Origin of the sequence: Polynucleobacter sp. MWH-Svant-W18 (assembly GCF_018687495.1) — a bacterium.
Taxonomy (GTDB): Bacteria; Pseudomonadota; Gammaproteobacteria; order Burkholderiales; family Burkholderiaceae; genus Polynucleobacter.
In genome coordinates, this window is sequence record NZ_CP061293.1 from 931,313 (window position 1) to 945,787 (window position 14,475).

The 14,475-nt window shown below is 43.7% G+C and carries 17 protein-coding genes; 3 read left to right on the plus strand and 14 right to left on the minus strand.

The genetic code is table 11. The features are described 5' to 3' along the window. Positions 1-19 precede the first annotated feature (19 nt). The 8 genes from phoR to C2757_RS04930 form a co-directional block, all read right to left on the minus strand. On the minus strand, positions 20-1,318 hold the full coding sequence (gene phoR, locus C2757_RS04895) for a phosphate regulon sensor histidine kinase PhoR (RefSeq protein ID WP_215373184.1): 1,299 nt from the start codon (positions 1,316-1,318) through the stop codon (positions 20-22). A 64-nt stretch (positions 1,319-1,382) separates the two neighbouring features. After that, positions 1,383-2,096 (minus strand): phosphate regulon transcriptional regulator PhoB, encoded by a 714-nt coding sequence (gene phoB / locus C2757_RS04900; protein ID WP_215373186.1) that lies wholly within the window; start codon positions 2,094-2,096, stop codon positions 1,383-1,385. Between the two features lie 14 nt (positions 2,097-2,110). Beyond that, positions 2,111-2,818 (minus strand): phosphate signaling complex protein PhoU, encoded by a 708-nt coding sequence (gene phoU / locus C2757_RS04905; RefSeq protein WP_215373188.1) that lies wholly within the window; start codon positions 2,816-2,818, stop codon positions 2,111-2,113. Between the two features lie 13 nt (positions 2,819-2,831). Beyond that, complete coding sequence (pstB, locus tag C2757_RS04910; protein WP_216863957.1) at positions 2,832-3,668, minus strand: phosphate ABC transporter ATP-binding protein PstB; 837 nt, start codon at positions 3,666-3,668, stop codon at positions 2,832-2,834. 8 nt (positions 3,669-3,676) lie between these two features. After that, the gene (gene pstA / locus C2757_RS04915; RefSeq protein ID WP_215373190.1) at positions 3,677-4,543 is read right to left on the minus strand and encodes a phosphate ABC transporter permease PstA; all 867 of its coding nucleotides are present in this window, start codon (positions 4,541-4,543) and stop codon (positions 3,677-3,679) included. Then, positions 4,540-5,529, minus strand: a complete 990-nt coding sequence (pstC, locus tag C2757_RS04920) for a phosphate ABC transporter permease subunit PstC (RefSeq protein WP_371817011.1) — start codon at positions 5,527-5,529, stop codon at positions 4,540-4,542. The genes pstA and pstC overlap by 4 nt, the downstream gene beginning before the upstream one ends. An 85-nt stretch (positions 5,530-5,614) precedes the next feature. Then, positions 5,615-6,637 carry a phosphate ABC transporter substrate-binding protein PstS gene (gene pstS, locus C2757_RS04925; RefSeq protein ID WP_215373192.1) on the minus strand — a complete coding sequence of 341 codons (1,023 nt, stop codon included), beginning with the start codon at positions 6,635-6,637 and terminating at the stop codon, positions 5,615-5,617. A 144-nt stretch (positions 6,638-6,781) separates the two neighbouring features. After that, positions 6,782-7,795 carry a CorA family divalent cation transporter gene (locus C2757_RS04930; RefSeq protein WP_215373194.1) on the minus strand — a complete coding sequence of 338 codons (1,014 nt, stop codon included), beginning with the start codon at positions 7,793-7,795 and terminating at the stop codon, positions 6,782-6,784. Between the two features lie 113 nt (positions 7,796-7,908). Between C2757_RS04930 and C2757_RS04935 the strand changes: the two genes are divergently transcribed. Then, entirely contained in the window at positions 7,909-8,328 is a 420-nt protein-coding gene (locus tag C2757_RS04935; RefSeq protein WP_215373196.1) for a hypothetical protein, read from the plus strand. Then, positions 8,325-9,296: a hypothetical protein gene (locus C2757_RS04940; protein ID WP_215373198.1), complete on the plus strand. Its 972-nt coding sequence runs from the start codon at positions 8,325-8,327 to the stop codon at positions 9,294-9,296. Before C2757_RS04935 ends, C2757_RS04940 begins: the two co-directional genes overlap by 4 nt. Here C2757_RS04940 and C2757_RS04945 read toward each other — a convergent pair. The 4 genes from C2757_RS04945 to C2757_RS04960 all read right to left on the minus strand — a co-directional run bounded on the left by C2757_RS04945 (position 9,286) and on the right by C2757_RS04960 (position 11,726). Next, positions 9,286-10,278, minus strand: coding sequence for an alpha/beta fold hydrolase (locus tag C2757_RS04945; protein WP_215373200.1), 993 nt, complete (start codon positions 10,276-10,278; stop codon positions 9,286-9,288). The genes C2757_RS04940 and C2757_RS04945 overlap by 11 nt on opposite strands. A gap of 106 nt (positions 10,279-10,384) precedes the next feature. Then, positions 10,385-10,867 carry a histidine phosphatase family protein gene (locus C2757_RS04950; protein ID WP_215373202.1) on the minus strand — a complete coding sequence of 161 codons (483 nt, stop codon included), beginning with the start codon at positions 10,865-10,867 and terminating at the stop codon, positions 10,385-10,387. Between the two features lie 38 nt (positions 10,868-10,905). Then, positions 10,906-11,082: a hypothetical protein gene (locus C2757_RS04955; protein ID WP_215373204.1), complete on the minus strand. Its 177-nt coding sequence runs from the start codon at positions 11,080-11,082 to the stop codon at positions 10,906-10,908. 119 nt (positions 11,083-11,201) lie between these two features. Beyond that, positions 11,202-11,726 carry a GNAT family N-acetyltransferase gene (locus C2757_RS04960; RefSeq protein ID WP_215373206.1) on the minus strand — a complete coding sequence of 175 codons (525 nt, stop codon included), beginning with the start codon at positions 11,724-11,726 and terminating at the stop codon, positions 11,202-11,204. Positions 11,727-12,044: 318 nt separating this feature from the next. Here C2757_RS04960 and C2757_RS04965 point away from each other — a divergent pair, with 318 nt between their 5' ends. After that, complete coding sequence (locus C2757_RS04965; protein WP_215373208.1) at positions 12,045-12,209, plus strand: hypothetical protein; 165 nt, start codon at positions 12,045-12,047, stop codon at positions 12,207-12,209. Positions 12,210-12,221: 12 nt separating this feature from the next. Here C2757_RS04965 and glmM read toward each other — a convergent pair whose 3' ends face one another. Then, the gene (glmM, locus tag C2757_RS04970) at positions 12,222-13,565 is read right to left on the minus strand and encodes a phosphoglucosamine mutase (protein ID WP_215373209.1); all 1,344 of its coding nucleotides are present in this window, start codon (positions 13,563-13,565) and stop codon (positions 12,222-12,224) included. Between the two features lie 31 nt (positions 13,566-13,596). Further along, positions 13,597-14,463 (minus strand): dihydropteroate synthase, encoded by an 867-nt coding sequence (folP, locus tag C2757_RS04975; protein ID WP_215373210.1) that lies wholly within the window; start codon positions 14,461-14,463, stop codon positions 13,597-13,599. Positions 14,464-14,475 lie beyond the last annotated feature (12 nt).

Here is a 14,475-nt window from a genome sequence, read left to right on the forward strand (position 1 = left end):
ACTATCCGCCCTATTTGGCTTATTCAGATAGGCGCTCTTTCGGAAAACGCAGCATAAAAGTGCTCCCCCTGCCTGGAGTACTCTCAATAATGAGTTGGGCTTGATGACGGCTTGCAATGTGCTTCACGATTGCCAGTCCTAGGCCTGTACCACCAGTATCGCGAGAGCGGCTCCTATCTACCCGATAAAAACGCTCAGTCAATCTTGAAATATGTTCAGAAGCAATGCCAGGGCCGGTATCGCTTACAGAGAATTCGCCTTGGTCTTGCGCAATCATTTTCCATTTCACGTGAATAGAGCCTGAATCTGGGGTATAGCGAATCGCATTGGATACGAGATTACTAAATGCAGAAAGAATTTCGCGTTCATCACCCAGGATATTGACAGCGGCTGCATTCTCAAAACTAAAAACATGCTTGCCTTGTGAGAGTGCTTCGGCATCATTTCGAAGATAAGCCATGACCGTTTCAAGATTGACTCGGGTGCTGACAGCAGGCAGTGCATTTGCCTCGAGGTTGGCTAGAGTTAGTAAATCCTCAACCAAACCCTTCATGCGCTGTGCTTGAGACATCATCATTTCAAAGTATTGATCTCGTTGTTCCCTCTCAAGATCTAAAGACTGGACCGTCTCTAGAAAGCCCATCAATACTGTAATTGGGGTTCTCATTTCGTGGGAGACATTGGCCACGAAGTCACGACGCATCGCATCTGCTTTCTGCAAATCGGTCACGTTTTGCACAAGCAATAGGTGGCGATTTTGACCAAATGGAAATACTTGTAGCATTAAACTGAGGCTACTGTCAGGGCCCATGCGCTCCATGAGCAAAGGTTCTTCAAAATCACGTTTATTTAAATATTGAACAAATTCTGGTCGACGGATTAAGAAATTAATGCGTTGCAATACATCTCTTTTGAAAATTAAACCAAAAAAACGCTCTGCAATTGCATTGCACCATTCAATCTGATCATCTTCATCCAACATCACAATACCGTTAGGTGATGCTTGAAACGCTTCAATGAAGTGATTGTGCTGTTGCTCAATGCTGCGCATTTTTTCTTTTAAGTTTTTCACTAAACGCTGCAACTTGAAAAAAACTTCTTCCCAAAATCCACCAGGAAGCGGCATGAGCTCTACTGAATCTGATTGCACGTATTTACCCAGGCGCGCCAGATTGATGTAGGAATAAATCAATGGAATGGATAAGAATCCAAGACCGACAAAAATAGCCCAAGTTGGCCCAAATTGCTCTAAGGATAAAAAGGCGGCTATCAGTGCTAAAGAAACTAAGAACAGGATGCGGGCTAAGGCAGAAATCATGGTGCAATCTTAGCCCATCTCAAGACTGCGCTAGAAATTGCATAAACAGGCAGCAAAGCCCTTTTTAACTCTCGCTTGGGGTTTTGGTGATCCGGTAACCGCTGCCTCTAACTGTCTCGATATAGTGATCACAATTAACCGGGGTCAAGGCTGCACGTAAGCGCTTGATATGGACATCTACCGTCCGCTCTTCGATATAGACCTCGTTACCCCAGACGTTATCGAGCAGATTGGTTCTAGAATGAACTCGCTCTGGGTTCGACATAAAAAATTGGAGTAAGCGGTATTCAGTGGGTCCAAGGGATACCGGCTTCGGATCGCTATCTGGCCAGATTGCCAAAACACGATGGGAGCTTGGGTCCAATTTCAAAGGTCCAATTGTTAGGGGTCCAGTGTCCTCCACTGGAGTCTGGCGACGTAACAAAGCCTTGACCCGGGCAATCAGCTCTTTCGGTGAAAAAGGCTTAGTGACATAGTCATCAGCACCAGAATCTAGACCCAAGACCTTATCTGCTTCTTCGCTTTTAGCGGTCAGCATCAAAATGGGTAGGCCTCTAGTCCGATCATTGGCACGTAGCTCTTTAGCAAATTGCACGCCAGATTTTCCGGGAAGCATCCAGTCCAAAATAATTAAGCTGGGCAAACGATCTTTCATCAAACTGATCGCAATATCAGTTTGCATGGCCTTTTCAACCTCATAACCAGCATGAGTGAGATTGATAGCAATCAGCTCAGCGATTGATGGCTCATCTTCAACTATTAGTATGCGGTGAGTCATTTGGAGATAAATTGTTAAGGCTTATTGGCTTCGCGCACTAAATCTTCGTGGGGAATGTGACGGACATCAGAGCCCTTTGCAATATAGATCACAAATTCTGCGATGTTCTTTGCATGGTCACCAATACGCTCGATCGCCTTAGCAATGCTCAACATATCGAGGCCAGTGCTGATCATATGGGGATCTTCCGCCATATAGGACATCAATTTGCGAACAAACCCTCTGAATTCATCATCGATTTGACGATCCTCAGCAACCACTTCAGCAGCCGCAATAGTATCGAGACGCGCAAAGGAATCTAAGCTACGACGCAAGGAGTTAATCGCCATCTGACCAGATAAACGAATTTCTGCAACGTTAATGTTGTGTGGTGCACCAGACTGAATCAAGTTACGAGTGCTCTTAGCAACACGCTCAGCCTCATCACCAGCACGCTCCAGATTGGTAATAGCTTTGGATACTGCCATCACCAGGCGCAAGTCACGTGCCGTTGGTTGGCGTTTCGCAATAACTTCTGTACAAGCTAAATCAATTTGAATTTCAAGATCATTCACCAACTTTTCATTCTCGATGACGACATTACAAGTATCGAGATCCATTTGTGTAAACGCACGCATGGCTGTTGAGATCTGTGACTCAACCAATCCACCCATTTCAAGCAAGCGGCTTGAAAGTGCATTTAAATCAGCATCAAATTGTGATGACAGGTGTTTATCAGGCATTTAATGTCTCCAATTAACCGAAACGGCCAGTAATATAGTCTTCTGTTTCTTTACGCTTAGGCTTGATAAAGATTTCATCCGTTTTACCATACTCCACCAAGTTACCGAGGTACATATAGGCGGTGTAATCAGAAACGCGGGCAGCCTGCTGCATATTGTGGGTAACAATCGCAATGGTGTATTCGTGCTTGAGCTCATTGATGAGTTCTTCAATTTTGCCAGTAGAAATTGGATCTAATGCTGAAGTAGGCTCATCCAACAAAATCACTGAGGGCTTCACAGCTACACCACGAGCAATACACAGACGTTGTTGTTGACCGCCTGATAGTGACAAACCACTCTGATTCAATTTGTCTTTTGCTTCAGTCCAGAGAGCCGCTTTGTTCAAGGCCCATTCAACACGCTCGTCCATCTCGGAACGGGAGAGTTTTTCATACAAACGCACACCGAAGGCAATGTTTTCATAAATGGACATTGGGAACGGGGTTGGTTTTTGGAAAACCATACCAATACGGGAACGCAGCAAATTCAAGTCTTGACCTGGGGCTAGGATGTTTTGACCATAAAAATTGATCTCACCTTCAGCGCGCTGACCTGGATAGAGGTCATACATACGGTTTAGGGTACGCAATAAGGTGGATTTACCGCAACCCGATGGCCCAATAAATGCTGTCACTTTACCCTGCTCAATATCCAAGTTAATACCTTTTAAGCCTTGGAATCCACCGTAGTAGAAATTGAGATTACGAACTTCAATCGCATTGATAGCGGCCTGCTCTGAATGTTGATTTGTTGTTTCCACTTTACCCCCTTGACTATCAATCGTATTTAAGTCAAACATTGTTTTCATATTGCTCATCATCCTTGAACCTTCTCACGGAATACGACGCGCGCCAAAATATTTAAGCCGAGAACGGCAAATGTAATTAGTAATGCTCCGCCCCATGCTAGTTCTACCCAGTTGTCATAGGGGCTCATTGCAAATTGGAAAATCACCACTGGCAAGTTCGCCATAGGTGCATTCATATTGGTGGAGAAGAACTGGTTATTCAAAGCCGTGAACAGCAATGGTGCAGTTTCACCACTGACGCGAGCAAGTGCCAATAAGATACCGGTCATCACTCCGCTTTGTGCAGCGCGCAGGGTAATCTTGAAAGCCACTTTCCACTTCGGCGTTCCCAATGCATAAGCTGCTTCACGCAAACTTCCCGGCACCAAGCGCAACATATTTTCAGTTGTGCGAACAACGACAGGAATAGCAATCAAGGCTAGAGCTACAGTACCGGCCCATCCAGAAAAGTGTCTTGCTTGTGCGACGATAAATGCGTAAACGAACAAGCCAATCACAATAGAGGGGGCTGAGAGCATGATGTCTGTAACAAAACGGGTCACCGAAGCAACGCGGCTACGATCGCCATACTCTGATAAATAAAGTCCCGCCAATACACCGACAGGCGTACTGATAAAGGTACAGCAACCCACTAGCAGTAAGCTGCCAACGATTGCATTTGCTAAGCCACCGCCATCAGAGCCTGGGGCTGGGGTGCTTGCTGTAAACAAAGACCAATCCAGAGCTGAGAATCCTTTAAATAAGAGAACGCCCAAAATCCAGAATAGAAAAATCATACCTAGGAGCATTGCCCCCATAGATAAAGTGAGTCCAATCTTATTAGCGCGTTTACGCTTTGCGAAGATTGCTGGGTTGATATTTGAAGTATTGTTCATGTTTTCATCCCTTGCTTCTTCTCCATATTGTTGAGCATCCACTTAGCGCATGCCAACACAATGAAAGTAATGATGAAGAGCGCTAAACCCAGCGCGTAGAGTGAAGAAAGGTGATTGCCAGCTTCCGCTTCACCAAATTCGTTTGCCAAAGTTGATGCAATGGATGTGCCTGGTGCAAATAATGAGGCGGATAGACGATGCGCATTACCGATCACGAAAGTAACGGCCATAGTTTCACCGAGCGCTCTACCAAGGCCCAACATCACACCACCGATAACACCAGCTTTGGTGTAAGGAAGTACAACGTTCTTAACCACTTCCCAAGTTGTGCAACCAATACCGTAGGCAGACTCTTTAAGAACCGGTGGAACGATTTCAAATACGTCACGCATTACAGACGCGATAAAAGGCAGAATCATCATGGCGAGGATTAAGCCAGCACACAAAATACCAATACCGTTGTAAGCACCTGAGAACAGAATGCCCAATCCAGGAATTTGTCCTAATGTTTCAGCAAGTGCAGGCTGGATATATTCTGCAAATAATGGAGCAAAAATAAATAAACCAAACATACCGTAAATAATAGAAGGCACCGCTGCCAGCAACTCAACTGCTGTACCGAGGGGTCTACGCAATGGACCTGGACAGAGTTCTGTTAAAAATACTGCGATACCAAAGCTCAATGGCACTGCAATCAACAAAGCAATGATTGAGGTCACTACAGTACCGTAGATCGCAATCAAGCCACCAAACTCACCATTCACAATATCCCACTCTTGGGTGAAGAAGAATGCTGGGCCGAAGGTGTGCAATGCAGGCCATGCATTGATTACGAGTGAAATCAAAATGCCCATCAATGCGATTAACACAGATAGAGCAAAGAATTGGGTAATGCCATGAAACAGGAAGTCTTGGACTCGCTGTAATTTAGCAATTCTCAGGGCCTGAGGAGTAGGCGCTGAATGTGACTGCGTGATATCCATCATAGATTAGCTTATTTAAATATTGAAACAGCCCCACAAGGGTGTGGAGCTGTTTATTGATCAATGATTAAAGATTAATCATCCAACCTTACTTAGTAATAACTTTAGTGAATACATTCTTGCGAATAAAGTCAGTTGTTGCGTCAGGCATTGGAACATAGTCCAAATCTTCGGCCATTTTCTTGCCGTCTTTGAATGCAAATTCAAAGAACTTGATCACTTCAGCAGCAGTTGCTTTGTTTTCTGGCTTCTTGTATAGCAAGATGAAAGAAGCGCCAGTGATTGGCCAAGACTTAGCACCAGAGGCATTGGTGATGAATGTGCCCATACCAGGAATCTTTGACCAATCTGTACCAGCAGCGGCAGCAGCGAAAGTAGCATCATCTGGAGCCACAAAATTACCGTCTTTGTTTTTCAAAGAGATGAAAGTCATTTTGTTTTTCTTAGCATATGCGTACTCAACATAACCGATTGCATTTTTAACGCGCGTTACGTTAGCAGCTACACCTTCATTACCCTTGCCACCAACAGTGGAAGCAGCAGGCCACTTCACGTTCGCACCAGAACCAACTGCATCTTTAAACAAAACGCTAGTTTTGGCCAAGTAGTCAGTAAAAATTGCTGTTGTGCCAGAGCCGTCAGCACGGGTTACAACAGTGATTGGGCCAGAAGGGATCTTCACGCCTGGATTCATGATGGCGATACGCTTGTCACCCCAATCAGAAATAACACCCTGGAAAATATCAGCCAATGTAGGGCCATCTAATTTGATTTCACCTGGCTTAACACCATCAACGTTAATCACTGGAACAACACCACCGATAATTGCAGGAAATTGAACCAGGCCATCCGCTTCGAGATCATCAAACTTCACTGGATTATCAGTTGCACCGAAATCTACAGTTTTTGCTTTAATTTGTTTAATACCGCCAGAGGAGCCAATAGATTGGTAATTCAAATTAGAGCCAGACTTTGCTTTGAAAGCCTCAGCCCATTTTGCATAAATTGGGTAAGGAAATGTTGCACCGGCACCGGTCATATCTACTGCAAATGCAGCCGGAGCAAGCGAGATAGCGCTAATAACTAGAGCTTTCTTCAAAAAAGATTTCATGAAAAATTGTCCTTGGATGAAAATTTCGCAACATTGCGATACATGGACAATACGATTTCACTATGACTATTTAGTGACACTAGGCCTATTTTAGATATTTATCTATATAAATCAATGACTTAAATAGTTTTCTATGACTAAAATTTAGATAATTCTTTTGAGCTTTAAGCCTGCATAAACTGCTGCACCAGCGATTGCCATGAGAACCATGATCTCATAAAAAGACCCTTTTAGACCCGGAAGATCTTCCATATTCATGCCCATGACTCCAGTAATCAAAGTCATCGGTAAGAAGATCACGGTCATGACAGACAAGACCTGCAAGTTTCTAGCATTGAATTCTGCAACGTGGGCAGCCTGTTCATCTTGAAGAACCTTGGCACGATCGTATAAGCCGTTAATTTCTTGAACTAGATATGTTAAAAGATCAACATCGTCCTGCAGCCTGCCCTTGTCATCATCCGAAAACCAATACGGTAAACGCTTGAGCAATCTATGTAAGGCAATGAGCTCTGGAGAAAAATGTCTACGTAAGCGGCTGCACTGTATACGAATTCTGCCTATGCTCTCATGCTCCGGGAATTCCCTGCCCTTGAGCAAGTTTTCCTCTAAATCATCCATATTGGCTGATAAGTAAACCAATAAAGAACGCAATTGTTCTGCCCGCAAATCTAATAGTTCGTGAAACAGTTCAATAGCCGAAGTTGGGTTGAGTTGACCGTTTCTCAGGTCAAAGCGGAGCTTATCGGTAGTTCTTAAGGGGTTATTCCGTAGAGAAATCATCAATCGTGGCGTGATGATGGCCCATAGGGTTCCCAAAGTAGCGTCCGCACTCTCATCACCGAACTCTTGGTGAAAGTCATTCATCACCATCAACAAACAATCGTCTAGCTTTTCAATCCGCTCTATACGGGATAAATTTTCACCCTCATTAATCAGGTCAACGACTCGCTCTGGAACCAGAGTGGTTTTCTCTAACCAGCGTTGAACTTGGGTATTGGATAGATTGAGATGCAGCCAAACGGAGAAGTTTGGATCATTTAACGTAGCTTCGATTTCAAATAAAGGAATCTCATAACCATTCCCCGTAGCTGGCATGGCCCAGGCAAAAACTACTCCTGCAATCGGGAAGGTGGATGGTGTTTGCGTGATTTCCATGCTCAGATTGTAAAACAGGTGTTTCGCTGATTTGAATGGGTATACGCAATTGTCACAATCTAGAGAGAGAATGACATTAAGGTTCGCAACGATTTACACAAGGTGGAGGTCTCATGAACTATCAGATAATTCCCTTAGAAATGGGCTCCATAGTGGAGCGCCACGTTTTCAAACGTGAAAACAAAGAAATCAAGTGTGGCATGGTGTGGAAGTTAGGTTCAGTGCTCACCAATATCAAGCCAAAGTTTACGAAAGCATATGATCCGGATGTTGGAATCTGCATTCAGGACATTCCCGGTGGAACAATCGGCGAAACTTATGGCGGTGAAAAAGTCATCTATTTTTCTGATAGCGTTCTAGAAGATGAACAAGACGAACTCACGGATATTTTTTACGGCATCTCCAAGAAATACTCTAAAGGGTATGCTGATGTATTCCAAGACCTCGGCTGGACTGAGGTGAGTGCAGAATCCTATATATTCGGAGAGTTGGAAGTTAAAGAGCTCAGCAATGCACTAAATGACTATAAATGAATATTCGACGCCATAAACTGATCTTTCTTAGCCTGATCTTTGGATATGCCTGCACTAGCTTTGCCCAAAGCTTTAAGTTTGTGGCCATTGGGGATATGCCATACAACCCACCCAAAGACTATGTACGTTACGAAAGATTGATTACTGAAATCAATCGACTAAAACCCAGTTTCACCCTCTTTATTGGTGATACGAAATCAGGGTCATCCAATTGCAGCGATGAATTTAACCAGCTTGTTAAAAATTACTTCAATCAATTTAATGGGCCCCTAATCTATAGCGTTGGTGACAACGAATGGACAGATTGCCACAGACCACTTGCGGGCTCATATGAGCCACTAGAGCGCTTAGCAAGGCTACGTCAGACATTCTTTCAAAATAAGATGAGTCTTGGCAAGCAAGCATTGCAACTCAGCAGGCAATCTGACCTTGATCCGCAATACAGCAAGTTTGTTGAAAATTCATCATTCGTAAAAAATGGTGTGCTCTTCGTTAACCTACATATTCCCGGATCAAATAATAATTTTGAACGCGATGAGGCTGCAAAAGCAGAGTATCGCGAACGCAATCAAGCCAATCTGAGCTGGATCAAACGAGCATTTGATCTCGCCTCAACCAAACAATATGTCGGCTTAGTCATTTTCTATCAAGCTGATATGTTCTATACCGGCAAAGAGCCAATAGATCCTGAAAGTGGCTATCGCGATACTCTACTCAGCTTAAGTAAGCATGCAGAAGAATTGAAAAAGCCAATACTGCTGATCCACGGTGATAGCCATCGACTCATCATTGATCAACCTTTAAAAACCCCTGATCAGAAACATGCTCTCGAAAATGTGCTGCGACTCCAAGTGATGGGTGCGGAACTCATTCAAGGTGTTGAAATTGAAGTAGACCCAAAGTCAGAGCAACCATTTAGCTTCACACCTATTCTGCTCAAGCAGAATATGCTTCACCCTAGCCCTTAACACCCATTTCATCTTGAATGAAGGAGCACACCTTCAGATTGAATGGCGCTGGATGTCCAGCTTCAGGAACTTCGCAAGTATTGAGATTACGTAATAGCGCGATTGCCTCCTTAACGCGCCGTTTAGTACAGATCTTTGATTCACCTCCATAAATCAGTCCGACCTTGCCTTTATAACCTTCAAGAACATCATGGAAGTTCATACCCCAAACATCTGCGCGATAAGAAAGATCAAAATGGGTGGGTAATTGCACATCCGCGATCGCCCGTTGGTCAACGCTCAGTTCATGCGCCAAATCACGTATCTCTGCGTACCCCGCTTCATTGTGCATAGACTTATATAGAGAATACAGAGATGTCCAATTGACCGTAAGCGCGATGTCGTTCAGGATAATTTCATAAATCTTGCTTTTAAAGCGCTGAGCCAAATACATGGCGAGCACACCGCCCATACTTGTTCCCAAAATAGTCAAGCGAACTTTTTTATCGCCCTTCACAAAAATTTTGGATTCTAAAAACTGGATGATGTCTGTTAAGTAAATCGACATTTTGTATTGCTCATGCGCAGCAAGGACATCAGATTCACCGCGTCCAGAGAAGTCGATACTAATCACTTTACATTCAGAAAACCGTAAAAAATAGGCGTGCAGTACGTTAAAAGAGCGCTTCGTTTCGAGGAGCCCAGGCAAACATAACAACACCTTGTTTGCATCTAGGTTTCCAGAAACAGTATAGGCAATACGTCTGGATGAACCTTCAGATTGTGTTACAAAAAATTCAGTAGTGGGCAATACTGGAGACCAATGTGGGTCTGCAATGGGTTGATCTTCCTCTATATCTATCTGAGGTTCCACTGGTGGAAGATTGATCTCAGTGATGATACTGTTGTCTACCGGGATATAAGACTCTTTCGGTACTTCTATAGCGCGCTGTGCTTGACCACTCAATAAATGTTTAAAAAAATCGTAAAGATGTTTGAGCATTAGGCTTCAGTGTTTAAAAAAATAGCAGTAAGGCTGACAAGACCACTATATGCCTAATTGATGACAGTATGGTAATTAAAGAGGGATCGCTCAACCTCAATACTCATTAATTGATAAAGGTGAATTTAGTTGACTTTTCAGTCATTACTTTGGCCCAATCTTTAAAACCAAAATTAACTTTCATTAAAGCGCAGGTTGGCATCGCAACTGATTCGCCAGCAAGGTGTGTTGCAAGATCAATCAAGCTAGGGTTGTGACCAACAATCATCAGCTCGTCGTACTTCTTACTGGCCCGAGAAATGTATTCAAGCAAAGTATTGGAATCAGCTCCATATAGGAGAGGATCAATTAAAAAATTGCTTCCCTTCATATTCAAATGGTTAATGATGATTTGAGCTGTGGTGATTGCACGAATTGCTGGACTGGTAACAATGAGATCGAAATGAGCGCCCTTTTTATGCAACTTATTACTGAGCTTACTAGCGTCCTTTAGTCCGCTCTCCGATAAAGGTCTATCCTGATCAGGTAGATCAATACCGCCAGTGATTGCTTTGGCATGTCGTAACAAAAATAAAGTTTTGGTACCCATCGTTTAGCATGCCAATCATTAGTGGAATGAGAGGAAATCTATTTTTCTTTCTTCTCTTTGCCAAGCTTTTCAAGCTTGCCATTGCCGTAGGTACACCAGTAACGAATGTCATCCCCCAGCGTATCAATTTCTTTTCGTGAGAGCTGACGATATTCAGTCAAGTCGAGCATCCCTGTTTTGCGTAACTTCTTCAAAATGTCGTTATATAAACTCATATTGCTTACCCTAGATTTATTTAGAAAGTGAATCCCCCAGTATTCGGGTTCAGTAAGCCTCTAATTGACGACTTTAGGCAGAAATCGTGACAGATTAATGACTATAAGGAAATCGGACTCTAAATGCAATTGTGAGTCGCTATATACAAGCCTGCATCCTCCTCATCGGTCTGAAGCGAGAAATCTAGATGTCGCATCAGGGCAAGCATGTCATGATTCTCTTTAACAACATAGCCATAAATTTCTGTTAAACCATTCAACTTGGCAGAATGCATGATGGCATGCATTAAATGGGAACCAATACCCTCATGGTGATAATCATCGCTTACCGATAATGAGAATTCCCCTTTTGTAGCATTGAGTTCTTGAATATACCTAGCGATTCCCACTAGACTTTCTGGTTGATTTTCTTTTTTAACAATTGCAACTAATGCAAAATTATCAGGCGAGCTTGCATGAATAATTTGAATTAACAACTCCTCTGGTAGTGTCGACATAGCATGGGCATAGCGAAAATATCGACTCTTTGAAGATAAGTGGTCAAAAAGATCCAATACTGAATCGCGATCATCCAAGGAGATTGGCCTAATTAAACATATACCTCCATGGGTCAAAGGCCATTTTTCCATAAGTGCTGCATCCATTACTTATTGCCTTGTAATTCGTTCATAAAAATAAAATGAAATTCATCTAAATACGACTTTTCATGGCTACATACTCGCCTACTCTATTCATACTACCCCCATCGCATATCAATTTCAAAGATGACAAATAGATGTCAGTTTCATGACAAGTAATAAGGATTCTGCAGTGCTGATATCCCTATTAATAAATTGTCATATTTGCTTGCTAATCTAAAGATCTACTTATGGGATATGAAGTGGAATTCTGCCGTTACTACATGCGAACAGTTTGTGCTAACAGCCCATAGGTAACCAATTTCTAATGTTCTCGAGGTCTTTATGAGTAAAGAACACCACGACAATGCGCAAGTAGAGCAAAAAGTGGATTCCCAATGGGATTCCAAATCTCTTGTGCAAAAAAGATTAATCTGGCAACACTTAGCTCAAAAGAAGATTAAGAAAGCCCTTCGATCAAAGCTTTGGCCCGGTAAGGCGCGTGACTAAAGTTTGGAAAAGTCAGGCGGTCGGTACTAAATCTGCAATGCTCTTAGCTGAACTCATTGCCAATTGGGCATCTTGAGTCTCTACCATGATGCGTAACAAGGGTTCAGTCCCCGATGCCCGAATTAATACTCGACCGATATTCTGTAGGCTCGATTCTACTGTAGCAATTTGCTGCAATAGTTGCGAATCTAGCTTCCAATCGTATCCTGGTTTGAACTTCACATTGAGCAGAACCTGTGGGAAGACATTTACCTTATCTAGTAATTGCGCGAGGCTCTTTTTGTTTTGGCTCATAGCCGCCAAGATTTGTAAAGCCGCAATCGTGCCATCACCAGTAGAGTGCTGATCTAGGCAAAGCAAATGACCAGAACCTTCTCCGCCAATGATCCAGCCCTTTTGCTTTAAAAGCTCTAAGACATAGCGATCGCCAACATTGGCACGCTCAAATCCAATACCAAGATCTTTAATAGCATTTTCCACAGCCAAGTTCGTCATCAAGGTGCCAACTGCACCACCGATTTTTTGGCCTCTATCAAGACGATCTTTAGCGAGAACATAAAGCAGTTCATCGCCATTAAATAAACGTCCACTGGCATCTACCATTTGCAAACGGTCGGCATCCCCATCTAATGCAATTCCAAGATCAGCATTCTCTTCTTTTACTTTAGCAATCAGTGCTGCCGGCGCTGTTGCACCGCAGCCGTCATTGATATTTCTGCCATCGGGTTGGACACCAATCGAAATGACTTCTGCCCCCAACTCATGAAACACATGTGGCGCAGTGTGATACGCGGCACCATTGGCGCAATCTACAACTAGCTTGAGACCCTTAAGATTAAGATCTCCTGGGAAGGTTGATTTACAAAACTCGATATAGCGACCAGCTGCATCATCCAGTCGATACGCTTTGCCTAACTCCTCAGCACTGACACAACCCATGGGTTTCTCTAGTTCAGCTTCAATAGCTAGCTCAAAATCATCATCGAGCTTATCGCCATTGGAAGAGAAAAACTTGATGCCATTGTCCTGGTAAGGATTGTGTGATGCTGAAATCACTACCCCTGCAGTTAAGCGAAGTGCCTTAGTAAGGTAAGCAACTCCCGGTGTAGGCATCGGTCCGCACAGCATCACATCAACACCAGCAGCTGCAAATCCTGCCTCCAATGCGGCCTCTAATAGGTATCCTGAGATGCGGGTATCTTTGCCAATAAGCACTTTGCAACGCTCGCCAGCTTTAGCATTACGCGACAACACAATACCTGCGGCATAACCTAAGCGGGTCATAAATTCAGGAACGATGGGAAACTTCCCAACTTCACCCCGAATGCCATCCGTACCAAAGTATTGTTTTTTCATAATGATGATTATAAAACTCTGCTGCCTGGGTTCAATCAGCCTGCACAGCCTCCCATAGTTTTAGAGAATCTACCGTTTCAGGGACATCATGAACACGGATAATTTTGGCACCTCGATCCGCCGCCATAATGGCTGCGGCAACACTGGGAGCTAGTCGGTCTTGGGTATCTTTCCCAGTTAATTTACCGATCATTGATTTACGTGAGATACCCGCCAATACCGGGAAACCCAATTTAGAAAATGCAGCAAAGCGAGCCAACATCTCCAGATTGTGATCAAGACGCTTTCCAAAACCAAATCCTGGATCTAGAGCAATGCGATTGGGGGCAATTCCGTTGTCAATCAATAACTGTGCCCGCTCTTTTAAGAAGAGCGAGACTTCTTCAATCACATTCGAATATTCTGGATTAAATTGCATCGTAAGCGGATCGCGTTGCATGTGCATTAGCACCACTCCACAATCTTGGTTAGCGGCTACTGCCTCAACAGCACCATCTTGTCTCAGAGCCCAAATATCATTCACACAATCAACGCCTGCTTTAAGCGCCTGGCGCATTGTTTCTGCTTTATAGGTATCAATGGATAGTGGCTTGCCACAATCTCTGAGCCCTTCAATGACAGGCATCACTCGATCTAACTCTTCTTGCAAGCTGACAGGTTCAGCACCTGGACGAGTGGATTCACCACCAATATCAATGAGATCAACGCCATCGGCAATCATGCGCTCAGCTTGAGCAATTGCATCAGTTGCAGACCTGTATTTACCGCCATCAGAAAATGAATCTGGAGTCGCGTTCAAAATGCCCATCACGATGGGACGCTTACGGTTGGCCAGATCAAAAAGAAAACGCCCACAACGCCATGTTGTGGGCACTTCTTGCATGCCTTGCTGGATCATGACACTCCGTGG